This window comes from Caloramator australicus RC3 (genome assembly GCF_000297115.1).
Lineage (GTDB): Bacteria > Bacillota > Clostridia > Clostridiales > Caloramatoraceae > Caloramator > Caloramator australicus.
The window spans coordinates 15,752-36,020 of the sequence record NZ_CAKP01000036.1 but is presented as its reverse complement, the minus strand read 5'-3'; the positions used below and the strand labels follow the sequence as shown (position 1 = coordinate 36,020).

Sequence of the window (20,269 nt, the reverse complement as noted above, 5' to 3'; positions counted from 1 at the left end):
TATATTAAAAGTAGATATAAAAAAGCACCTACCCTTTAGTAAGTACTCAATTTACCTTCTATTAACTTTTCAATCTCTTCTTCAATAAACTGATTTAATATTTTTCTTGCATTTGTTTCAACATGTAATCTTATATTCCTTGCTCCAATCATTGTTGGAATAGAAGGCCCATACTTTTGGTATATAGGATATCTTGAAGTTTCAACTCTTTCAAAAACTCCTAAATTCCCTGTTTTTCTTCCTCTTGTAACAAATGCTCTTTTTATTATCCCGCCTTCTCCTCTTTTTACTTCAGCATATAAAATAGAACGATTCTTCCCTTTATACTGCGGTTTTGAAGGTCTTACATTAAATTTTATAAGAGGAACCGCAGTTCCTCTTGATGTTATGCTGGCAGTTAAATCTTTATTGTTTGCTTTTTTTATTTCAATTGTCTTTGTTATAGCACTTTTGGGATTAACTGTATATGTTTCTTGCACCTTTTTTACTATATCATCCCTTGCTATTTCTACTGCCTTGTTTAAAGCATTTTTTATTACTCTTGTTGAACCATTCTTGATCCCTAACAGCCTTGCTTCAATATTTTCTCTTTGTTCTTTATATATTTGAATCATGACTCATTCGCCACCAACGTAATTTCGTATATTTCTCCAAGTTCTTTTACAAGCTCAACATAATAATATTTATTATCTAACCTTAATCTTTGACCTTTTATAGGCTTTTTATTAAAATCTTCTTTTTTAGCATAAATAGTTTTACTTGCTAAAAAAACTCCTTCTGTATAATCATTGTATTGGGATGTTGTATTAAAACCTTTTATAACATCATCATTCACAACAATTATTACTGTTTTACCATCAATTTCGTGCTCTTGTGCAAACTCTTTTATGTTAAAAAATACATTTAAATCTTTCTTAAGATCTTCTTTGAAATTTATCATTATTTACGCCCCTTTTTAGGTTTAATAACCTCGTCTGGGTTAAAATCTATATTTATACTATTGCTTTGAACTGAAACAGTTGCTTTTTTCTCTATTTTATTTTGGCCTATATCATCAACATATTGAGCATATCCTTCAAAGACAAGGCGGGCTTCCTCGTCTTTTGATAGCAAGCCCGCCTCTATTACATCATTTGGTTTATAATTAACTCCTTTTACTCTAATATTTGCTTTAATAACCTTAATCGCCATTTTCTCACCTACTTTTAATAAACTTGTGCTACATACCAACTATCAACATCTTCAGGAGCGATTATTGGTCTTGATGCAACTCTTATCTTTTGTATTTCATTTTCCTCATCTGCCCAAACCTTTGGAACTCTTGTTCCTTCGTATGTTACAAATTTGCCATTTTCCATTTGTGTAATAGAACCATATAATCTCTTTCCTATATTTCTTGGTGCCATAATAATATGTTTTTCTTTAAACATTGGTTTTTCAGTTCCATCATCATCAACAAACCATTCATCATAGCTATATATTTCAAGCCCTAATGAAGGTAGTTTACCTACAAAAGTTACAGCTGGTGATTTTATGGAAGGTTCAATGATACCAAAATTGTAATTTAATGTATTAAATATCTTCTGTATAGCTGGATTCTTTACAAAAATATCAACAACATCAGAAGCTAAAATTAACAACTCTGGTGCTCTGCCTGTTTTTTGAATTATAGAAAGTCTCCATCTTCTTAAATCTCCTAAGATATCTGCTGTGTCTGTATCCCATTTATCATCTGCTGTAAGAACTTCTTTATTTGTAAAATTGTAATCTACAACCTGTTCTATATAATTGCTACCAACTCTATCAGTTAATGATTTCATCACAATTTTTCCTTCAAATAGAAGCTCTCTGCACATCCACTCTTCTCTTCTTGTTATATATTCATCAAGTTCAGCAAGATCTTTGCCTAAAAGTTCAGCTGCTCTCTCCTCTGGCGTTTTTGCACTATAGATTGATTCTCCCATGCTTCTTTTTAAAGTATCATCAACTGTTAATAATCTTTCTGGAGCAATTTTAGGCACCTTTATTGTTTTTGTTTCAAAACCTTGTCTGTCCATTACTACACCACCAACTCTTGGTGCCACAAATGGTGCCATTTTTCTTTTACCTTTTTTAAAGTCTACATCAATGTTTTCAGTTATAAATGTTTCATAACCTGAGAAAAACGTGTCCCTTAAAAAAGTATTAACAGGCATCATTTTTTCGATTGCCTGCATCATTGTCCTTGTTTCATATAAGTTTATTATTGCTGCCATACATCCAACCTCCTTAATTAATAAGCTATGTTATCTTTTAAGAATATTCCAAGTTCTCTTAAACGTGTTTCATGCTTTTCTACTGTATCTGTTCCACCAAAAATTAGAGCGTTTCTGTTAAAACATCCTGATATATAAGCTTGTGCTGGGAAATCTGTTGTAGCTGAACCATCGCCTGTATCCACATCATCAGCCAATATGCAATCTGCATTTTCAGTTCCATCTGTTTTAGAACTGTCAACTACTTTTGCAAGTCCAGTCGCTGTAACTATTCCAAGAACAGTTCCTCTCTTTAGTACACCTTGTCCCTTTTCAAGAGTTATACCTTTTACAAGCACAGGAACAATTGAGTCTGCAATTAAATTGTCTAGTTTAACCTCTCCTATTTTTGAATATAAATTTTCAGCCATTATTTACCCCTCCTTTTATTTGCTCCTTCAACAATTTTGTTTACAATATCCTGTGAATTATCCTTTACAACTTTCGCTTCAACCTCTAAAACATTTGAATCTTTAATGTCCTTTTCAAGGTCATTTAAATAATTACTACCCTTTGCTGCATCATTTTTTATAGCTTCAAAAGCAAGCTTTTCTGCATTCATTGGTTCAACATACTTTGCCTTCATAACAAGTTCAGGATCAATGTTTTTAGCAATCTCATCAATTGCTTTAATCCTTTCTCTTTCTTCTTCTTTTGCCTTGTTTCTTATCTCTTCAACAAGGTTTTTAAAATGTTGTTCAAGATCAGCTACAGTCTTAATTTCCATTTTTACTTTATCCTCCTTTTGATTTTGATTAGTATTTATGTTATCAGGCTTTGGAGCCTGTTGAACAAAGTTTGGTTTTTTTCTAAATGCAGTTAAATCATGGCCAATATTATTAATGTAAAGTTTATTGCCATTTAGCACTGCATTTACATTTTCAAACATTAATTTATCAGCAAAACCTTCCTTAACTGCTTCTTCACCAGTCATCCATGTTTCCTCATCCATAAGTTTTGATAATTCCTCTTCGCTTTTACCTGTTTTATTCTTATACGCAGCAATTATTGTTTTCTTTATGGAATCTAAAGTGTCTTGCATTCTATTAAGTTCTTCTGCATTGTAAGCTCCTAATAAAACTACCATTGGATTATGAATCATCATCATACCGTTTGCAGGAATTTCTATAGTATCTCCTGCCATAGCAATAATCGTTGCTGCTGATGCTGCAATTCCATCAATTTTTACCGTTTTATTAGCTTTATGGTCTTTTAGTAGGGTATAAATAGCATTTGCAGCAAACACATCTCCACCCACTGAATTAATCCTTATTACAAGGTTTTTTATATCTCCTAAGTTTTTTAAATCCTCAGCAAAATTCTTGGGAGTTACTTCATCTCCCCACCATGTTGAATCTGCTATGGGGCCATACAGAATTAACTCAGCTGTATCTTCCGATGTATTTTTAAATTGCCAAAACTTATTCACTTTTTTCATCTCCTTTCATTGCCCTTTTAAGTAATTCATTCTCACGTTGAATTTGAATAATATTTTTGTCCCAATCACCGCCAGTTAGCTCTGTTGTTTCTTTTTCTCTTGTTGAAAGTCCTTGTTCTATTCTCTTGATTGCTGCTTCTACTTCTTTAACTGGGTCTATTTGTCCAGGAGATGGACCTGTCCATTCAGCTCCACACCATGCTTTTCTTATTGCTATGTCATTAAAAAATCCAGGTGCAGATATTCTGCCCCTGGCTACTGCCTCAGCAAGCCATATTTCATATATTGGTTGGCAAAAATCATTTGCAAACCATGTTCTACGCATCTTAAACGCCTTCCATGCTTCAAGCAATGCTGCCCTCGATGCAGAATAACTTGCTGTAAACGACTTTGTTAATAGTTCGTAAGGAATTTCAAGAGCAGCACCAATATATTTTGCGAGTGCATTTACAAATGAATCAAAGTTGCTGGAAGGTCGTTTTGGATCTGCAATCACCACATCTTCTCCAGGTCTTAAAACATTAACTGTTCCTGCTCCTAATTCGTATGATGATTCATCTAATTCTAATTGTTCTTCATCTGGTATAGGCGAAGTAATTGGAATTTCGGATGTATTGTTATCTGTTTTTATAAATACAGTAAAAAAGCCTGTAATTACTGCTGCTGTTAATTCAGCTTCTGCATATCTTGTTATTTGTTTTAAACTTTCAATTACAGGTGCTAAATATGGAACTCCTCTATATTGCTCACATCTTTCTGACTCCATTATATGAAGAATATTAGGATTTCCTGTTCTTTCTCCAAAAGCTTCAACTCTGGTCCATTTCTTTTTAAACTCTAATAAAGTGCTGTTGGGATATTGATTGCAAATATAATATGCAACTACACAACCATTATTATCTATTTCAATCCCATTCAATATTTTATTTCCATTTGCAGCTTTAACTATGCCTTGGTTAACTATAACATTATCTGGTGTTGAAACTCTATCCGCTTCAATCAGATGTATCCTTAATCCGTATGGCATATAACTTGTTGGTTTATCATATTTAATCAGGGCAAAAGCATCCCCATTCATTAGCCAGCTCAATAGTGCAAGTTGTTGGAGTTCATAAAAATTATTTAATCTTGTTGAATCACAAAATACTGAGTTTGCCCATATTTCAAATTCTCTTTCTGCATTCCTTTCCCATTCGTCTGCTTCTTCTTTAGTTAACCCTAAATATTCAAAATCAATCCTCGATTTAAGCTTTAACCCTGCTCCAATTATATTAGTTCTATTAGTTTTTAATGCCGATACTGCTAATGGGGCACTCATATAAAGATCTCTTGATCTTTGTCTTAACAAATCTAAGTTTAAATCTATATCCTCATACGGACTTTTACTTACTGCATTCCAGCCAGCTAATGATTTTTTTCTTCTACTTGCTCCACTTTCAGAATATCCTGAATTAATAAAATTTCTTATCATATGTGTGGCTGCTCTGGCTCTTTCTCTTTTTAATGCTGTTTGAGGACTTATATATTCAATAATTTTATCTACAATGTTCATTCAGCTCACTCCTTCACAAGTCCCTTGGAATTATTCTAAACGTTTTTCTTTTCCCTCCACTTTCTATCTCTGCTATTGTTTTTTCTAATTCATTTATCGCTTTTCTAATTTGCCCTAAATCTGCTCTTTTTAATGTATATGGACCCATACTATATTCTTGTCCACTTAATACGGCTGTTTCAGCTTCATAATACATATTTAATCTTTCTTTTAGTTTTTGTAATCTTTCGTTTTGCATATCTCACACCTCGATTCCCTTTTTAATTACTCCATATTTTCTTTTTGGTCTTTGTTCTGTATATTCAATTCCCTCTTTTAGGGCTTTTAATCTCTTTTCTATCTCCTCAAATGTAGGATTTAAGATTTCAATTGCCGCAGTTGCATAATTCCTCACGTCTAAAGGCTCATTTCTTGTATCATTAATTTTTTCCCAAACAAGTTTTATTTGCCCATTTATTTTTTTTCTTACTATTCTTTCTGATGTCAAACCTCTAAAATATGTTCTATCATACCCTCTTCCATTCGGGAAATGACAATATCCTGGACCAGGTTCCTTTATTTTTAATCTTGACATTATTTTAGCTTTACCATTATCTACACCAATAGTAAACAAAGCTGCATTTTCTTTTCTTGTTCTGCTTACTTTAAAAATATAATTAATTCCTGGACCACCTTTACCTTTTATTGCAAATATCCTTCTATATTCATTTTCTTTACAGAACTTATAAACTTCACTTGTAAAATGTCCTCCAGAGTCAATACATGTGCATGCAACTGTCAAACTTGTGCCATCTTTAAAGCTATAACTTTTGGTTAGTTTATCTAAAAGCATTTGCCATGTTGAAGGCATTTCTGGGCTTCCCATAATTTTTCCATATTCTATTCCCCAACTTTCATATCCTTTTCCCCATCCCACTATTTCATATTCAAGTCTATCGTCTTGAACGTCGACTCCGGCCGTTAATATTAGAACTCCTTCTGGCAGCTCTGCTTCATATTCTTCACAACGTTTTAGTAACATTTCTTCATCTTCTACATTTCCTTTTTCTTCCCAGCTTTCACCAAGTATTGTATTTTTAAATACTTTATATTGTTCTGGATCATTCTTAACTCTTAACCATTCTAAAATTATATTCTCCCAAGAATACCATGGAGACACAAAAGCATTTAAAAAAAAGCTCCTAACCCCTTGTGCTTCAGGGTTTGAAGCTATCCACTTCCCATGTTGATTTTTCCATGTAAATTCATCAAAACTTTCTAAGCAATTAGGACATTGAAACTTAACATCCCAAACTTTGTAGTTGCCTTTATCATCTTTATCATAATTAAACTTTATTCCATATAGATTTATAAACTGATATTCTCCGCAGTTTGGACATTTTAAACACCATTTTTCTTGTGTTCCTTGTTCATATTCCATTTCAATTCTTGAAGCACCCTTTATTGTAGGTGTTGACACAAATACTTTTTTTCTGTTCCAAAATGTTATTGTTCTTTTCTCAGCAAGCATTAATGGATCGCCTTCAGTTCCTGCACTAATTGGATATCTATCAACCTCATCAGCAAGTAATATTCTAACTGGTCTACTTGCTAATCCCGCAGGACTATTTGCACCCCCTATCGCTAAAAATCCACCAGGGAATACTTTCATTAGAATTGTATTATTTAAATCTCTTGATTTTGAATCTGAAACTTTATTTCTTAAACACTCTGTATCTCTTATCATTGTCGATATTCTTCTTTTAGAATAATCTTGAGCCATTTCCAAAGTTGGTTGTATTAAAAGCATTGGCCCTGGATCTATATCAATGTAGTAGCCTATAATATTATTTATCATTTCACTTTTTCCTACCTGACTACTACTCATTACAACAACTTTTTCAATTTTAGAGTCATTCAATGAATCCATAATTTCTCGTTGATAAGGTGCTCTATCTGTTCTCCATGGCCCTGGTTCTGCTGATGTTTCTGATGATAATCTTCTATTTTTATCAGCCCATTCACTTATCTTTAATCTCGGTGGAGGAGCTACTGCTTTCAATATTTTCTTGAACAAGTTCAACGTCTTCCTCTTCAATTTTCTCCCCCTCCTCTAGAAATATTTCTGGATCATATTCAGAAAGCTCATTTAAAGCATCATATAATTCTTGCTGCAATATTTCATTTATTACTGCAATACTTTTTTGTCCTATTATTTTTGGTGCTACTTTTGAAGGAATAGCAAGAATTCTATTTCTGAAATTTATTAGCATACCAGTTAAAACTCTTTCTATGTCTTCTGCATCGTGCATTTTGTTTTTTAATTTAGCAAGTTCTATCTCGGCAATTTCTCTTTTAGCTCTTTCATGTTTTGCCTTTTCGATTGTTAAATCAAGTTCTTCATCTTTACAAAACTTATATTTATAGTAATCATGAACACTTTTTTGCAACTCAAACTTCCCATTTGCATCCCTTTGTAAGACCTTTTCTTCGTTAACAAGTTGGTTAATTCTGCGCTCAGTTATTCCAAGTATTTGAGCTAATTTTTTTGCTGTAACATATTTCTCCATAACATCACCTTTTGGAAGGAAGTTGTTAAAAAAATTTTTATACCTAAAAAAAGGCTGCAGTCGCCGCAGCACCGCACCTTTTCATTTTTCCAGAAGGACCCGCTAACTCATAGAGCCTCGTTATAAAAAAGCAGCTTCGGGGGGAATTAAGGCTGCTTTATGATAGGTGCTACATCAATTTTAAAACGCTTTCAAACTTATCATTATACTCATAATATCATATATTTTTCTTAGTGAACGTCAATTTCTCGTCAAAAACTCGTCATGAAATATTCATCCACTTTGCTATTGCTTCAACAACTTCCTTTCTTTTTCTTCTTACTGTTGCCTCTGCTATATTCATTCTTAATCCTATTTCAATATTGCTAAGCTTAGGCCATGTCCCATATTTAAGCTCTATAAGTTTCTTAGCCTCTTCTGAAAGTTGAGTTATAGCAAATTCAATACTTGATATTTCATCTTCTATTTGACTTAATCGTATCTTTGTCTTAATAAGTTTTATTTTTGTTTGTTTTAATTCTCTTTCAAGCTTATCTATTGCTTTTTCAAGCTCGCATTCTATATTCGAATTCACAGCTCCAGATTGTATCTTATCTTTGCTGTAATCTATCGCTTTAATTTCTCCATCTAAAACAATATTACAATTTTTTATATCCTGCTCTAATCTATGTATCTTATTTTGTAGAACTTCAATTCTATAATTTAGCTTATCTTTTAATTTTAGCTTTTCATAATATCTATACAACATTCCTTCTGTCTTTCTAAAGATTTCGTCTTTTATCATTCCGTCACCACCTTATTTGAGAATCACCGATCTATTACATTTTTGTGGGGTATTTTTGCAAACATCTGGGCAATTATGTGCTGCGATACACATCCAACAGCACAAATCCCCACATTTATGAACATTGTTCTTGCATTTGTATTCTACCCAATCATTTATCATCTTTTCTGCCTTTTTATCGCTATCTGATGAAACCGAAAATATCGCAAACATGAACAGCCCCAAAATTGCTCCTAATAACATCCCTAATACAAAATTTAGCATTTGCTTACCCTCCTTACATTGCATCGCCTTACCATAATTCCACCTATAAAAACTTGTCCGCATTCAAAACAAATTTCTGCTTTCTGTTGCTTATATTTGCATCCGATTAAAATTCCACCGCAACTACATGTTTTATAATTGCTTAGTATTGCCATCTTTTCTGAATTCTTTTTAAATCTTCTTTTGTCATTTGCCAGGAGGTCTATTATCGCACATGCAGCATATTTTATTACTTCTTTATTGTGCATTTCTTTACCTCCTTTATAGTTTCTTTCATGGCAGCGGTCTTGCCATAACAATACTTCTAATCATTCTTAAGTTCAACTTCTACTCTTGGATTGTCATCATAAAATTTTTCAACATCACATTTAACAACCTGACTATCATCATCATAAGCTATTTTGTTTAAGCTGTCTAAAATTGACTTAACAATATTATCTACATCTGGCTTTTTAACAGGTCTTATTTTACCTTGTAACATTTCCTCTCTTTTCTTTTTAGATGTGCTTTTAGGAATACTGTAATAAGCAGTTATTTTTGCACTTATTTGGCCATCTATTTTTTTCCCATCTTGCTCCATAAAACAAGTCTTAACCCAATTTTCATACTGTATAGTTCCCTTTGGTGTATATGCAATACCTGTTTTAGTTGATATTCTGGGTCTTGCCTTAGCTCTCGGTTCTCCTGGTACAACAAACTTTATAATCATCACACAACTCACCTCTTACCTCTTAAAACTGTTTACCATGTTTATATTCCCTTAATTTATTTTTCTTTACTTTTTTCTCTATTTCATGCTCTAAGTCTATATTTAATCCACCTGCAAGGTCTGCAACTCTTATTACTATATCAGCTAGTTCTTCTTTAAAATTTTCAAAATCATCCTTCCTTAAAGCTTCAGTTGCTTCTGAAACTTCTGTATGTATTAAAGCAAGTCTAGCAGCTATTGCATTATTCCAATGCATTTCATCAAGCCTTAGGAACTTAATATCAAATATATCCTCCCAAAAACCCTTGTCAGATGCATTTGTATGTGCTTCTTTACATAGCTCTGAAATCTTCATTCTAAATTCCTCCTCACAAAATTCAAGTGTTTCATGTATCTTATAGCTTTTTAAAATCAAGTTGTGAACATTTTTATAAACTCTTTATCATCAACTTTTAATATTTTGCAAGCTTTGTCCAATGCTCTTGGTATAGCTTTCACATAATCCTCTCCAGTTTCAGCAGTTTCTCTCAGAGTTATCTCCATTGCTAAATTTTCAATTTTTATTTTTAATTCTTTCTGCATAATAAACCTCCGGATTTAAATATTTATCAAGAATTTTCTTTGATGTCTTGATTCTCGATTTTGTCTTGTTATCATTTATCATATCTTCTGTAAAATCTAAAGTTTTCCTGATATAAATTAAATCCTCTTTAATTCTTTTCCCAATTCTTATTCCTCCACGCATAAAAACCCTCCTTAAAATGGGATATCATCTTCATTGCCCCAATCAGCAGATATTGATTCATCAGTTGGCATTAAGTCACTATTCTTGTTCTTAGGCTTATCAAGAAATTTTACTTCATTGACTAAAACTTCAGTGACGAATCTATTGGTTCCATCTTGAGCTTGGTATTTTCTTGTCAGTATTGAGCCATGTATTGAAATCAATCGCCCTTTTGTAAGGTTGTTTGCTACTATTTCCGCAAGCTTTCTAAAACATATGATTGGGATAAAATCTACATCCTTCTTGCCCTTTTCATTCTTGAAATTTCTTTCTACTGCAAGGTTAAATCTTGTAACCGCTATACCACTATTAGGCATATAAGCCAATTTAGGATCCGAAGTCAGTCTTCCGATTAAAACAACATGATTCATTTTTTACATCCTCCGTTAATCTTTTTGTTATAACTTGTCCCTATATAAAAACATGTGTCAGTTTTCAAAAAAATCGCCCCTCTAAATCGTCTTTTGCTATTTATAGTATTAAACCATTACTTGAATATCCAAATCGCTCTATAAGGCTATAAATCGAAAATAAAGGCATTTCGTTTTTTCGACAATTTTATTTTCTATGAACTCTTGAATGTTTTAAGTATCTTTCAATTCTGTAATGATTGTCCATTATCACTCCGTATATATCCGATTCTTTTTCTTTTGCCTGCCTTATTCTTTCTCTCCGCTTCTTAGCCATATCAGACATTAACCTTCTTACAAATTCATCTTTAGTCAAGACTTTTTGTTTATCCATCTTTATCACCTTAATGTAAAATTCTCACTATTTTTTAAACTTCCTCATCCTAAAGTTATATTTAGGACCTGAAAATATAACCATATTGTCTCCACAAGTTTCAAGTATTCTTCCTGCTAATGCTTCATCTAATTCTAAAAGCATATCTGGGGTGCATTCTGTGCTAATCAAGGTTGGTAATTTATTTATATACCTGTAATTTATAATGGGATAAATGTGCTTTATATCTGTTTCAGTAAGCTCTCCAACTACCTCACCTTTCTTTATCTTGTCCTTAAATAAATCATCTATAATGAGTAGTTTAGCTTCTTGATACTTAGATACAATGCGAATATAATACTCATGGTCTAATGCATTCGCTTTTAATTCTTTTATTGCTTCAAGATATGGCATATAAACAACAGTCACTGGATTAGGTTCTCTATTTAAAAGCGCAGCACCAATTGCGACAATCAAATGTGTTTTCCCTGCTCCTGGTTGTCCAAACAATCCAAAAGAGTTTTCTCTGTCTGAGCAAATCTTATCGAAGTTTTTTAAGTAGCTCTCTGCTTTCATTTTTGCCTTTCTTGTTGTCTCATCATAAGGTATATACTCGTTAATGCTTTTTACGTCTTTAGGATTTACTCCGAAAGCTCTCCATCGTCTCTCTGCAAGTTCTTTTTCATAGCAGGAGCACTTTACCCATGTATTAGTTTTATCTTCTAAAATCCATCCTGTATCTTTGCATTTGCTGCATTTATATCTATCCCCCGTATTTTGAAAAGTCGTATATGACTTCGTCTTCTGGATTATTTGATTTATTCTTTCGTTTATTTGGTGCATATGTATCCTCCTTACCCTCAGACTGCCAGTTCTTTAAAATTGCTTCCATATAGCTGAGAATGAATTTATTTTTGTTTTTAATGGTTCTTTCTAATGCTTCCTTCACCCATTCCATCCCATATTCTTGAATAAGTATTTGTAATTTTGAAAAATGTGCTGATATACTTTCTCCTGGCCTAAGTTGCTCATAGTATTTGCATAATTCAATTGTATTTTTATCAAGAGAGAGAGAGTTATTTAAATTTTTATTTTCATTTTCGTTATTTAAATGTGAGTTTTCGTTGCGGAAATTATTATTCTCTCTTTTACTTTCTTTTTCTTTTCTTTCTTTTTCTTTTCTTTCCCCGTTTCCGTCACCAGAAACATCATTTAAAGAGGGTTTTCGTTCCGGAAACTCTGAATTATATTCCGGAAACTCCTCATAATTAGAGTTTTTGTCGTCAATAGTTGGTTTTTTAGGCATTTCTGACACTCTTTTTTTAAATGCATCTTTAACATTATCAACTAAGTTTTGTGACCATATAATTCTTGCTTTTCCCCATAATTCACTATCTATTGCGTTTAAATCAGCTAATGTATTGAGGATATTGTTTGCAGTTTCCTCGTCTAAATGAGTTTTTGCAAGAAGAAACTCCCAATTAGCGATGTTTTTGCAGTCATAATACATACCATTTGTACTTCCTAATATCTCTAATAATTTAAACCAAAAAGCATATCCATCATTTCCATATTTACTCTCTAAAATAAACATAGTTTTATGATGATTAACAAAATGAGGGAAATATTCGATAGTTTGTTTTTTAGGTCTTGCCATTTTTATTTCACCTACCTTTTAAAGAGGATGGGTGGGCGGAATCTTCCGCCCATAGTCCTATGCAGAATAATAACTTTTTTGCTTAATAAAAAACGCACTCAATTTTAACTCAGCTGCTTTAAGTTCCAATATTGCAGCAGTCTTTTCTTCATCAGTTATTGCATTGTCAAAATGGTTTTGTGCTATCTCTCTTTCTTGTTTTAAGAGTTCAAGCTGTGCTTTAATACAATCTATATTATTGTTCTTCACTGATAACAGCCTCCTCGTCTAAAAGTGTTCCTGATTGTTCTAATACATCACCAATTTGTTCTTCTTTTGCATCTCCAATACTATAATCAGCTTCAATTACTGAATCGTCTGCAAAAACTCTATTTTCCTGAGGATTTATTTCTGGCTCATCAGTTGATAAAGCTTGCATTAATTCAATTGACATTATTCCATACTTACTTATTAAAAGCCTCATACATGTTTTCATGGCCATTGCATCGAAGTCAGTTGCCCATGCGCTATATTGATTTCCATATGACTTACTATATTTCTTTGCGTGAGCTATAATCTCATCGACTGTTTTATATAATGTCTTTTTAAATCCATTGATGGTCTCAATATATGCGAAATATCCTATCTTCTTATCTGAAATCTTCTTTGAAGGATCCAATACAATCTCACCAGTAAGTTTATCAATACTTACTAGTTCTCCTTCATATACAACATCAGCATTTATATGCTTATAGGCTCCGGTCCTCATGGCCAACTGAATATATCCCTTGTAACCTATCTGAAATGTTGGCATATATCCATCTTTATTTTTATATGGAACGATATACGAAAAGCCAAGCTGTTTATTAATCGGAAGCTTCAATGAAGCAGCTTTTAATGCTTCCATAACTACATTTTTTGGATCACAGGCTTGTAATGTTTTATCGTTATTATAAAGGTCAATTAAACTTGCTATAAAAGCTCCGCTGTTTTCTTTTAGTGCATTTCTAAATTGCTCTTGAACACTCTCAGCATTAAGAATGTTTTTAAGTCGATCTATTGGTTTTAAATGTTGATTATTACTGTTCGCTACCGCACCTTGAGCCTTTGCTGCTTTTTGAATTAATCCTGCATTACTTTTTGTTGGCATATCTTATTCATCCTCCTTTTTAATTTCAAACCTTCTATAAGATGATGTTTTTAAGTAAGATTCGTAAATGTCAGGCTTTTCCTTTTTGAGCCTATTTGCATCTAACCTATTTGTAGTCCAATTTTTCCATGTAACTGTAAAGCCATGCGCTACTCCAATTTCTGCATCCTTCATTTCAAGTTGTATTTCTTGTTGAAGTATATCTATTTCTGTTTCAATTTCTTTAACCTTAGCTTTAAGGTCTATAATTTTTTGAAGTTTGTCTTCATGGCCAAAGAGAGCTGTTTTCTCACCAGATTTTGCACTTGGATAAAGATTGCTTATTAATTCACTTGCTGAGCTGCTTCCATCTGGAGCAGGTGGTATTTGCTTTAAGACATTGTTCTCCCAAAAGTTTTTCTCCGCTTCAATAAGTGCATTTATTTCATCCTCGTCCCTTTTTATGTTAAAAACATGAAACCCTTTATTGAGGACCAATACTGCAAGATACCACTCATTTGCACCAGTTATGGCCATATAGTGCATACACTGGACATAATAATTAGCTGGGAATTCTCCTTGACTAAACTTATGTTTATTAAGAACTGATGTCGTTTTACATTCAAGGCCTGCATTTTTTCCTACTATCCATCTATCTATATTTCCTATCATCCAGTTATATTTAGGATGCTGTAATATGCTATTAACCTTTCTTACCTTAAGGCCAGTCTCTTCCATAAATCTTGATGCAACATAAGCCTCTAAATCTCTTCCTTGTCTCATTGCCTCGTTATCTTCCTTTTCATCAAGCAGTCCTAACTTATCCATGTATACCTGGAATGCACTTACATATGGATTAAGTCCAAGAATAGCAGCTGCATCACTTCCACTTATCCCCTTTTTTCTCCATTCAAGCCATTCTTCTCGGGATAAATTGTCTGTTTTTACAAGCACCTTTGCATCCATTAATCTTCCTCCTTTTTATCCATTAAATAAGCAACTTCCATGTCTGCAGTATGAAGAGCTATAATCGCATGGCATATATGAATTGCGTCATATATATAAATTCTGTTTTCAGGAGGTTCAAATCCGCCCATGTTCCATCTAAGCTGCTACCTTCCTTTTAAAAAACTGTCTTTAAAGTTTTTATAATTTTGTCTTTCATTACTCTCTTCCTAAACAAAGCCAGCCTGCCGCCATTTTTTATGTATGAAAGATGGTGCCACAAACATGCCAGCATTGATTTTTTTATTTGTTAGTGTATAATCGAATTAAGCGTAAAATATTTTGCTTAAGCCTTTTGGCTTATTTTTTTATTTCTCTCTGGCATGCACAGCATACCCAGAGCCCTTTTTTTACTTCAACAAGTCTGTTCCCACAATAAGGACATTTATTTTTATCTTTGGCCATTGTTTAACTTCTCCTTAAAGCTCTTTAAACTCATTCTCAAGTTTGCTTATTTCATTATCAATACCCTTAAGCAAAAATTCTTTGTAATCTCTAAACACCTGTGAACTATCAGACATTGTGTGCAAATCTAAACATGTTCCACCTCCTGGAATTAGTTTAATTAAAAGGGATGCATTTTGAGCATTTTCTAAATTTCGCTTAAAGTTAATTAAGACCTTTAATCTGTTTTGTATGTAATTAGCTCTTGAAACCTTGCTAGACAAAACCGCTAATGTTTGGGCATCCATATTTTCACCTTCTTCCCTTGTAAAATGCTACTATAAGCTTGTCCAACTCACCTCTCTTTTATCTTTTTTGTGTTGCTGTTGCATCTGCCTTCAGATTCTCTATAACCACTTCAATATATTTCCCGTCAGTTACCACAGTTGCAAATCCATTCTCATAAAGATAAAGTGCAGCTCCTATAGTGATGTTGTTTCCAGCTTCAATTCTTTTATTCATTTTTCTTTACCTCCTCATTGTTATTAATTTGCCTGTTGGCATGTATAAAATGTGTAGCTATCAGCGTCCTTACGCTCTAACTTATATTCCTTTGGTTTTAGACCTTGCCTTGACAAAAACACCTTCTGTTCTCTTGTCAATCTTCTTAAGTGTTTCAAACTTGCACCTCCTTGCACTTATATCTCTTGAATCATAAAACCCTTTTTTCTTGAGTAATTTTTTCAAGCCACATATCAAATAAATTTTTATTAATAATGACTTTATTCCCTACCTTAAAGCATGGAAAATCTGACTTATTATTACATGCCGCATGGGCTAGTTCCCTGAGTTTATCTCTTCCAATACCGCTATACTTTGCACATTCTTCTATTGTTAAAGTAGCTTTGGTTCTTTCCCCTACTGCCTTTGTTAATGCTTCTTCAATAGCTTCTACAATAACTTTTTTTAGCTCTATATTCTTATTCATTGAATTCACCTCGCCTGTCGAAAAATTTTTGAAGGATTTTCCTCCTTCTTGTAGAAATTTACCTACAGGAAGGAGGTGAGATTATATGTCAGATTTTGATTTTAATTCTTTATTTGGTGATTCAAAGCTTGATATTGACTGTCCTAATTGCAATCGAAAATTAACTTTTACTTTGAAAGATGTTGGAAAAACTATAAAATGTCCTAAATGTTCAACTTTAATAAACCTTAAAAAAGATAGCAGTTTTGATAAATCTATTAAGTCTGTTGATAAATCACTAAAAGATTTAGAAAATGCTTTTAAAAAGTTTGGAAAATAAATTTATCACACAATTGAAACTTTAATATTAAAATTTTCAAGTAGACTAAGTTTGTCTTTAATTTCAGTGATTAATTTTTCTAAATCATCTATGTTTGCAAGATTTACCGTAATAGCAATTGGCTGTGCTTGAACTTGCCCTTCAAGTTCAGCCGCTTTCTTTTCTAATCCCTCTTTTTTTTCTAAAATTTTCTTAGCATGATGTAAAACTCTTATTGCATCACCTAAACAATATATTGCTGCTTCATCAATTTGTTCTCCTTTTTTAGCCTTGCTTAGAGAATCATGAACGTAATCGATGTAAGAAAAAATAACATTTTCAATTTTTTTCTCTAAAATTTGGCTCTCTTTTTCCATTTTTTCACCTCCTTGATTTACATGTATCAATACTTCTATATTAGAATTTTTTTCTATGCACTTATTCATATCAAACCAATGCTCCATTCCCTCTATTTCTTTTCTATTAGCGTTTTTTACAAACTTCTCATATGCTTCTTCCGTGAAAATGGCTTTATGTCCATCTTTGAATATTACTAACCATGCACTTTTCACTGTTTCACCTCCTCCCTTGTCCATCCCTTCCATGAGTGGTAAAATTTTTACAGAAGGGAGGTGCGTCTATGGATTTAGATAACATTAAATTTATACTTGATTTAACACACACTAATACTGTAAATAGATATCTTCAGAAAGGTTGGGTTCTTATAAAAACGTATACGTCTAGTTATGACCCAGAAATCGCTAAAGATGATTTAACTATGCACTATGTTGTTGGGGCAACATCAGATGTTGATTTTTCTGAAGAATTATCAAGGTTAACAATGTATGCTGGAATCAATGACTACTTCATAGAACAATCGACAAAATTTACTAATGAATCAAACGATGAAGAAATTTCTTTTTAAATTTCAATTCTGCCTAAAACATATATTGTTTTTAGCTTATTGGGTACTATCTTAAGTAGTATCCAATCTTTTTCTATAAGTGTATTAACCTCAGTAATATCTGATATTTCCTTTATCTCTTTAACTTTATGTATCAGCAATTCCATCTACCTCACCCCCTTTGCTTGTCCCTCTCTCCCGTGAGTGGTAAAATTTAGTCGGAAGGGAGGTGATTAAATTGAAAGATATTCATGATTTAGATTCTAAACTAACGTCCATAATTGACAGCCTAAGAAAGGCTAATTTGTCGTCAGATGCTTCAATCAATGCCCCAATTGATAAACAGAATCTTGACAGACTAAAAAATGCTACTGTAAATACACTTACAAATTTCAAAAATGCTATCATAGAATTTTTGTCAGAATGATTTTTGCTACCGTCAGTTACTGCTGGCGGTCTCTTCTTTTTTAGCCACAACGACAATTCCTTCTTCGTAAAGACACTCTTCCAATTTTTGTTTTGCATCAAGATAATCTTGATATGCCTTATTGAGCTTTTCATTGTTACTTTGCAAAACGATTGAAAACATTCTATTTCCCATCCCTCTCACCCCCTTTGTGTTTTAACTTAATTAATTTTTTATTTTCAAATCTCTATCACCTCTATCAACTCGTCTATTACAGGCAGGATTTCTTCTGTGATAAAGCTTATTGTCTCAAAGTCTTTATTGCATATCTTTATTGTTGCGTTCTCTGGTTCATAAATCACAAAACAATCTTCAGACATTGCTATTCCCAATCCTTCTATCTCTCCATTTGCATTCTTAATTTGAGTATCATTGCATTGCTCTATTGCATGGGCGATACTCCAAAATAACTTTTTCGCTTGATTTCTGGCCATTTGTAACCACTCTCCTTTAAGCACTTAACAAAATCATTCTTGTATCTTTTAATGCCTTAAAATATTCACCTTCAAACTCTTTTAATAGTGCTATTTCTTCTGTGTTAGCTAATATGAAATTTTTTAAATGTTGTTGCACAAATTTATATGTTTGTGTTGTTATTTCTTTTAATTCTTCTCTCATATATTCTGCATTATGGTTTTTTGTTGACCTGCCTATTATTTGTCCTGTTTTTTCATAAGACATCTTTATAACTTTTCTTATGAATATCAACTCCTTTGCTGTATTACTTGTTAAACCGTTAAGGTTTTCGTTATCTTCTAACATTTTTAATCCTATAACTGACACTGCTTGTCTGAACCATGTTTCATCTAAAAATGAGGTCTTGAATAAAGCAGCTTTGCTTTTGCTCCCTACAAAATTCTTGTCAGTTAGCTTTTTTATAGTAAAATCAATTAGTTCTGGGAGATTATAAGCTTGCCATACCCCATTTATGAAATGGTCTTTGTGAGTTTCTTTATACAAACTTATAATCCCTGCCCTATAAATTTTTTTCCCATCCCTTGAGCTACTATAATCATTTAGCCACGATAAGATTGACCTGCAACTTGCTTGAGTATCTTTATCAACTTCTTGCATTATGTCGCTGTAATAAATGCTTAGTTCTCTTGTAATTAGCAATTCTGCTGCTATGTTCATCTTCCTAAGATATTCTTCTTGTGCCTTTTTTAATGCTATTTCTTTAGGATTGAATTGAGTAATCTGCATATATATATCCCCCTTCCTCTCTTTTGTTCATCCAACTTTCAATTGTTTCAATTGCCTTCTGTAATTCATTTATTGCCTTTTCTCCTTCTGCTTGCATTTCTTCCTCATCAGTTTCATTTAAGTAAATTGTTGCTTCTGTAATGCTCTTATTTAAAACTCTTATCATTTCTCTTATTGCATTTTTAAATCTAAATCTATTAAGTGCCTCAAGTTTTACATCTGCCTTTTCTTCTGCAAGTTCTTTATATTTCTTACTTACTCTCTCAAGTTCTTCAACTTTCTTCTTTAGTGCCTCATAATCTTCTGGTATAACTTCCTTTACAACTTCCTTTACAACTTCTTTAGGAACTTCTTTTATTACTTCCCTTACTATTTCTCTTGGTTTCTCAAACATCTTTTCTTTATATTTTTCTTCAACTTCTTGAGCATATCGTCTGGCTTGTTCATATTGCCTTTCTAATAGCTCCTTTTGTCTTTGTAGTTCCCTTGCCTTTTCTTCCTCTATTTCTGCCTTTCTTTCTGCTTCTTGCTTTGCTTTTAGAAGTTCTTTGTATTCCTTTAGTGTCTTTATTTCTCCAGCAAGAACCTTTTGTTTTAGTTCTTCATCTGCTGATGGTTTTGCTATTTCATAGGTTAGGCTGACTGGTAATTCTTCTATCAATTTTTGGTTTTCGCAATTTGCGAGGACCAATTCATATCTTTGAATTAATCTATAAACTGTATCCTTCTTAAAACCTAATGCCATATACCACTTTTCAAAAACTCCATCATATTGATTTTTCCCTGCTAACCTTTCTTGTGCCTCTTTAAGCTCCTTCCCCAATTGCGTATAGGCATTACCGACTATCTCTCGCATATTCCTTTCTTTTTGCTTTAGGAACTCTGCTGTTGATGTGTCAAGTTGGTTATAGTCAAATTGCTTTATCTCTAGTTCTCCCATATATTCACCTTCCTTAGTTTTTAATTAATTCATCAATTGAAACTCCTAAGACATTGGAAATTCTCTTTAATATATCAATTGATGGATTTTTTCTTTTATTGTTAACTAGGTCGCTCATGTAAGAATTAGAGACCTTACTATCTTTGCAAATCCTGTAAAATGAAATGTTTTTTTCTTGCGCAATTCTTCTAATGTTATCTCCAACTGTCATTTTCTCAC

General features: G+C 32.7%; 39 protein-coding genes. 2 read left to right on the top strand and 37 right to left on the bottom strand.

Going from position 1 to position 20,269, the window contains the following annotated elements:
* Nucleotides 1-35: 35 nt before the first annotated feature.
* The 29 genes from CAAU_RS04085 to CAAU_RS03960 all read right to left on the bottom strand — a co-directional run bounded on the left by CAAU_RS04085 (nt 36) and on the right by CAAU_RS03960 (nt 16,239).
* A complete protein-coding gene (locus CAAU_RS04085; protein ID WP_008908163.1) occupies nt 36-614 on the bottom strand; it encodes a phage tail protein in 579 nt (192 codons plus the stop codon).
* The gene (locus CAAU_RS04080) at nt 611-940 is read right to left on the bottom strand and encodes a hypothetical protein (RefSeq protein WP_008908162.1); all 330 of its coding nucleotides are present in this window, start codon (nt 938-940) and stop codon (nt 611-613) included. The genes CAAU_RS04085 and CAAU_RS04080 overlap by 4 nt, the downstream gene beginning before the upstream one ends.
* Nucleotides 940-1,191 carry a hypothetical protein gene (locus CAAU_RS04075; RefSeq protein ID WP_008908161.1) on the bottom strand — a complete coding sequence of 84 codons (252 nt, stop codon included), beginning with the start codon at nt 1,189-1,191 and terminating at the stop codon, nt 940-942. Before CAAU_RS04075 ends, CAAU_RS04080 begins: the two co-directional genes overlap by 1 nt.
* 14 nt (nt 1,192-1,205) lie before the next feature.
* Entirely contained in the window at nt 1,206-2,255 is a 1,050-nt protein-coding gene (locus CAAU_RS04070) for a major capsid protein (RefSeq protein ID WP_008908160.1), read from the bottom strand.
* A gap of 17 nt (nt 2,256-2,272) precedes the next feature.
* A complete protein-coding gene (locus tag CAAU_RS04065; RefSeq protein ID WP_008908159.1) occupies nt 2,273-2,665 on the bottom strand; it encodes a head decoration protein in 393 nt (130 codons plus the stop codon).
* Complete coding sequence (locus CAAU_RS04060; RefSeq protein WP_008908158.1) at nt 2,665-3,723, bottom strand: head maturation protease, ClpP-related; 1,059 nt, start codon at nt 3,721-3,723, stop codon at nt 2,665-2,667. Before CAAU_RS04060 ends, CAAU_RS04065 begins: the two co-directional genes overlap by 1 nt.
* Nucleotides 3,716-5,284: a phage portal protein gene (locus CAAU_RS04055; RefSeq protein WP_008908157.1), complete on the bottom strand. Its 1,569-nt coding sequence runs from the start codon at nt 5,282-5,284 to the stop codon at nt 3,716-3,718. Before CAAU_RS04055 ends, CAAU_RS04060 begins: the two co-directional genes overlap by 8 nt.
* 13 nt (nt 5,285-5,297) lie before the next feature.
* Nucleotides 5,298-5,522: a DUF6148 family protein gene (locus CAAU_RS04050; protein ID WP_008908156.1), complete on the bottom strand. Its 225-nt coding sequence runs from the start codon at nt 5,520-5,522 to the stop codon at nt 5,298-5,300.
* Between the two features lie 3 nt (nt 5,523-5,525).
* The gene (locus tag CAAU_RS04045; RefSeq protein ID WP_156792033.1) at nt 5,526-7,361 is read right to left on the bottom strand and encodes a phage terminase large subunit family protein; all 1,836 of its coding nucleotides are present in this window, start codon (nt 7,359-7,361) and stop codon (nt 5,526-5,528) included.
* Entirely contained in the window at nt 7,285-7,833 is a 549-nt protein-coding gene (locus tag CAAU_RS04040; RefSeq protein ID WP_008908154.1) for a hypothetical protein, read from the bottom strand. Before CAAU_RS04040 ends, CAAU_RS04045 begins: the two co-directional genes overlap by 77 nt.
* Before the next feature lie 262 nt (nt 7,834-8,095).
* Nucleotides 8,096-8,617, bottom strand: a complete 522-nt coding sequence (locus tag CAAU_RS04035) for a hypothetical protein (protein ID WP_008908153.1) — start codon at nt 8,615-8,617, stop codon at nt 8,096-8,098.
* A 12-nt stretch (nt 8,618-8,629) separates the two neighbouring features.
* Nucleotides 8,630-8,881: a hypothetical protein gene (locus CAAU_RS04030; protein ID WP_008908152.1), complete on the bottom strand. Its 252-nt coding sequence runs from the start codon at nt 8,879-8,881 to the stop codon at nt 8,630-8,632.
* Nucleotides 8,875-9,129, bottom strand: a complete 255-nt coding sequence (locus CAAU_RS04025) for a hypothetical protein (RefSeq protein WP_008908151.1) — start codon at nt 9,127-9,129, stop codon at nt 8,875-8,877. Before CAAU_RS04025 ends, CAAU_RS04030 begins: the two co-directional genes overlap by 7 nt.
* 56 nt (nt 9,130-9,185) lie before the next feature.
* A complete protein-coding gene (locus tag CAAU_RS04020; protein WP_008908150.1) occupies nt 9,186-9,590 on the bottom strand; it encodes a RusA family crossover junction endodeoxyribonuclease in 405 nt (134 codons plus the stop codon).
* A 22-nt stretch (nt 9,591-9,612) separates the two neighbouring features.
* Nucleotides 9,613-9,945 carry a MazG-like family protein gene (locus tag CAAU_RS04015; RefSeq protein ID WP_008908149.1) on the bottom strand — a complete coding sequence of 111 codons (333 nt, stop codon included), beginning with the start codon at nt 9,943-9,945 and terminating at the stop codon, nt 9,613-9,615.
* A gap of 56 nt (nt 9,946-10,001) precedes the next feature.
* Nucleotides 10,002-10,172, bottom strand: a complete 171-nt coding sequence (locus CAAU_RS14565) for a hypothetical protein (RefSeq protein ID WP_008908148.1) — start codon at nt 10,170-10,172, stop codon at nt 10,002-10,004.
* Nucleotides 10,144-10,335 (bottom strand): hypothetical protein, encoded by a 192-nt coding sequence (locus CAAU_RS04010; protein WP_008908147.1) that lies wholly within the window; start codon nt 10,333-10,335, stop codon nt 10,144-10,146. The genes CAAU_RS14565 and CAAU_RS04010 overlap by 29 nt, the downstream gene beginning before the upstream one ends.
* Nucleotides 10,336-10,346: 11 nt before the next feature.
* Complete coding sequence (locus tag CAAU_RS04005; RefSeq protein ID WP_008908146.1) at nt 10,347-10,745, bottom strand: single-stranded DNA-binding protein; 399 nt, start codon at nt 10,743-10,745, stop codon at nt 10,347-10,349.
* Between the two features lie 187 nt (nt 10,746-10,932).
* Nucleotides 10,933-11,118, bottom strand: a complete 186-nt coding sequence (locus CAAU_RS04000) for a hypothetical protein (RefSeq protein WP_008908145.1) — start codon at nt 11,116-11,118, stop codon at nt 10,933-10,935.
* Nucleotides 11,119-11,145: 27 nt separating this feature from the next.
* Nucleotides 11,146-11,940, bottom strand: coding sequence for a DnaA ATPase domain-containing protein (locus CAAU_RS03995; RefSeq protein WP_083852795.1), 795 nt, complete (start codon nt 11,938-11,940; stop codon nt 11,146-11,148).
* Entirely contained in the window at nt 11,861-12,754 is an 894-nt protein-coding gene (locus CAAU_RS13840) for a Lin1244/Lin1753 domain-containing protein (RefSeq protein ID WP_008908143.1), read from the bottom strand. The genes CAAU_RS03995 and CAAU_RS13840 overlap by 80 nt, the downstream gene beginning before the upstream one ends.
* A gap of 57 nt (nt 12,755-12,811) precedes the next feature.
* Complete coding sequence (locus CAAU_RS03980; protein WP_008908142.1) at nt 12,812-13,003, bottom strand: hypothetical protein; 192 nt, start codon at nt 13,001-13,003, stop codon at nt 12,812-12,814.
* Complete coding sequence (locus CAAU_RS03975; RefSeq protein WP_008908141.1) at nt 12,990-13,883, bottom strand: recombinase RecT; 894 nt, start codon at nt 13,881-13,883, stop codon at nt 12,990-12,992. Before CAAU_RS03975 ends, CAAU_RS03980 begins: the two co-directional genes overlap by 14 nt.
* Nucleotides 13,884-13,886: 3 nt before the next feature.
* Nucleotides 13,887-14,828, bottom strand: a complete 942-nt coding sequence (locus CAAU_RS03970) for a YqaJ viral recombinase family nuclease (RefSeq protein ID WP_008908140.1) — start codon at nt 14,826-14,828, stop codon at nt 13,887-13,889.
* Entirely contained in the window at nt 14,828-14,959 is a 132-nt protein-coding gene (locus CAAU_RS15365; RefSeq protein WP_008908139.1) for a hypothetical protein, read from the bottom strand. The genes CAAU_RS03970 and CAAU_RS15365 overlap by 1 nt, the downstream gene beginning before the upstream one ends.
* Before the next feature lie 327 nt (nt 14,960-15,286).
* Nucleotides 15,287-15,559, bottom strand: coding sequence for a hypothetical protein (locus tag CAAU_RS03965; RefSeq protein ID WP_008908138.1), 273 nt, complete (start codon nt 15,557-15,559; stop codon nt 15,287-15,289).
* Between the two features lie 58 nt (nt 15,560-15,617).
* Nucleotides 15,618-15,773 carry a hypothetical protein gene (locus CAAU_RS14560; protein WP_008908137.1) on the bottom strand — a complete coding sequence of 52 codons (156 nt, stop codon included), beginning with the start codon at nt 15,771-15,773 and terminating at the stop codon, nt 15,618-15,620.
* Nucleotides 15,774-15,796: 23 nt separating this feature from the next.
* Nucleotides 15,797-15,931 (bottom strand): DUF6906 family protein, encoded by a 135-nt coding sequence (locus tag CAAU_RS15360; protein ID WP_008908136.1) that lies wholly within the window; start codon nt 15,929-15,931, stop codon nt 15,797-15,799.
* A gap of 32 nt (nt 15,932-15,963) precedes the next feature.
* Nucleotides 15,964-16,239, bottom strand: a complete 276-nt coding sequence (locus CAAU_RS03960) for an excisionase (protein WP_008908135.1) — start codon at nt 16,237-16,239, stop codon at nt 15,964-15,966.
* A gap of 85 nt (nt 16,240-16,324) precedes the next feature.
* Between CAAU_RS03960 and CAAU_RS03955 the strand changes: the two genes are divergently transcribed.
* The gene (locus tag CAAU_RS03955; protein WP_008908134.1) at nt 16,325-16,558 is read left to right on the top strand and encodes a hypothetical protein; all 234 of its coding nucleotides are present in this window, start codon (nt 16,325-16,327) and stop codon (nt 16,556-16,558) included.
* Between the two features lie 5 nt (nt 16,559-16,563).
* Here the strand turns inward: CAAU_RS03955 and CAAU_RS03950 are convergent, their stop codons facing one another.
* Nucleotides 16,564-17,133 carry a hypothetical protein gene (locus CAAU_RS03950; protein WP_040305876.1) on the bottom strand — a complete coding sequence of 190 codons (570 nt, stop codon included), beginning with the start codon at nt 17,131-17,133 and terminating at the stop codon, nt 16,564-16,566.
* 44 nt (nt 17,134-17,177) lie between these two features.
* Between CAAU_RS03950 and CAAU_RS03945 the strand changes: the two genes are divergently transcribed.
* Nucleotides 17,178-17,462: a hypothetical protein gene (locus CAAU_RS03945; RefSeq protein WP_040305874.1), complete on the top strand. Its 285-nt coding sequence runs from the start codon at nt 17,178-17,180 to the stop codon at nt 17,460-17,462.
* Here the strand turns inward: CAAU_RS03945 and CAAU_RS14555 are convergent.
* The 7 genes from CAAU_RS14555 to CAAU_RS03920 form a co-directional block, all read right to left on the bottom strand.
* Nucleotides 17,459-17,608: a hypothetical protein gene (locus CAAU_RS14555; RefSeq protein WP_008908131.1), complete on the bottom strand. Its 150-nt coding sequence runs from the start codon at nt 17,606-17,608 to the stop codon at nt 17,459-17,461. The two genes, CAAU_RS03945 and CAAU_RS14555, sit on opposite strands and share 4 nt — an antisense overlap.
* An 82-nt stretch (nt 17,609-17,690) precedes the next feature.
* Nucleotides 17,691-17,918, bottom strand: coding sequence for a hypothetical protein (locus tag CAAU_RS14550; protein WP_156792032.1), 228 nt, complete (start codon nt 17,916-17,918; stop codon nt 17,691-17,693).
* Nucleotides 17,881-18,042 carry a hypothetical protein gene (locus tag CAAU_RS14545; RefSeq protein ID WP_008908130.1) on the bottom strand — a complete coding sequence of 54 codons (162 nt, stop codon included), beginning with the start codon at nt 18,040-18,042 and terminating at the stop codon, nt 17,881-17,883. Before CAAU_RS14545 ends, CAAU_RS14550 begins: the two co-directional genes overlap by 38 nt.
* 44 nt (nt 18,043-18,086) lie before the next feature.
* Entirely contained in the window at nt 18,087-18,341 is a 255-nt protein-coding gene (locus CAAU_RS03935; protein WP_008908129.1) for a hypothetical protein, read from the bottom strand.
* 16 nt (nt 18,342-18,357) lie between these two features.
* The gene (locus tag CAAU_RS03930) at nt 18,358-19,110 is read right to left on the bottom strand and encodes a hypothetical protein (protein ID WP_008908128.1); all 753 of its coding nucleotides are present in this window, start codon (nt 19,108-19,110) and stop codon (nt 18,358-18,360) included.
* Complete coding sequence (locus CAAU_RS13835) at nt 19,085-20,050, bottom strand: hypothetical protein (protein ID WP_008908127.1); 966 nt, start codon at nt 20,048-20,050, stop codon at nt 19,085-19,087. Before CAAU_RS13835 ends, CAAU_RS03930 begins: the two co-directional genes overlap by 26 nt.
* A 13-nt stretch (nt 20,051-20,063) precedes the next feature.
* Nucleotides 20,064-20,261, bottom strand: coding sequence for a helix-turn-helix domain-containing protein (locus CAAU_RS03920; RefSeq protein ID WP_008908126.1), 198 nt, complete (start codon nt 20,259-20,261; stop codon nt 20,064-20,066).
* Nucleotides 20,262-20,269: the final 8 nt, after the last annotated feature.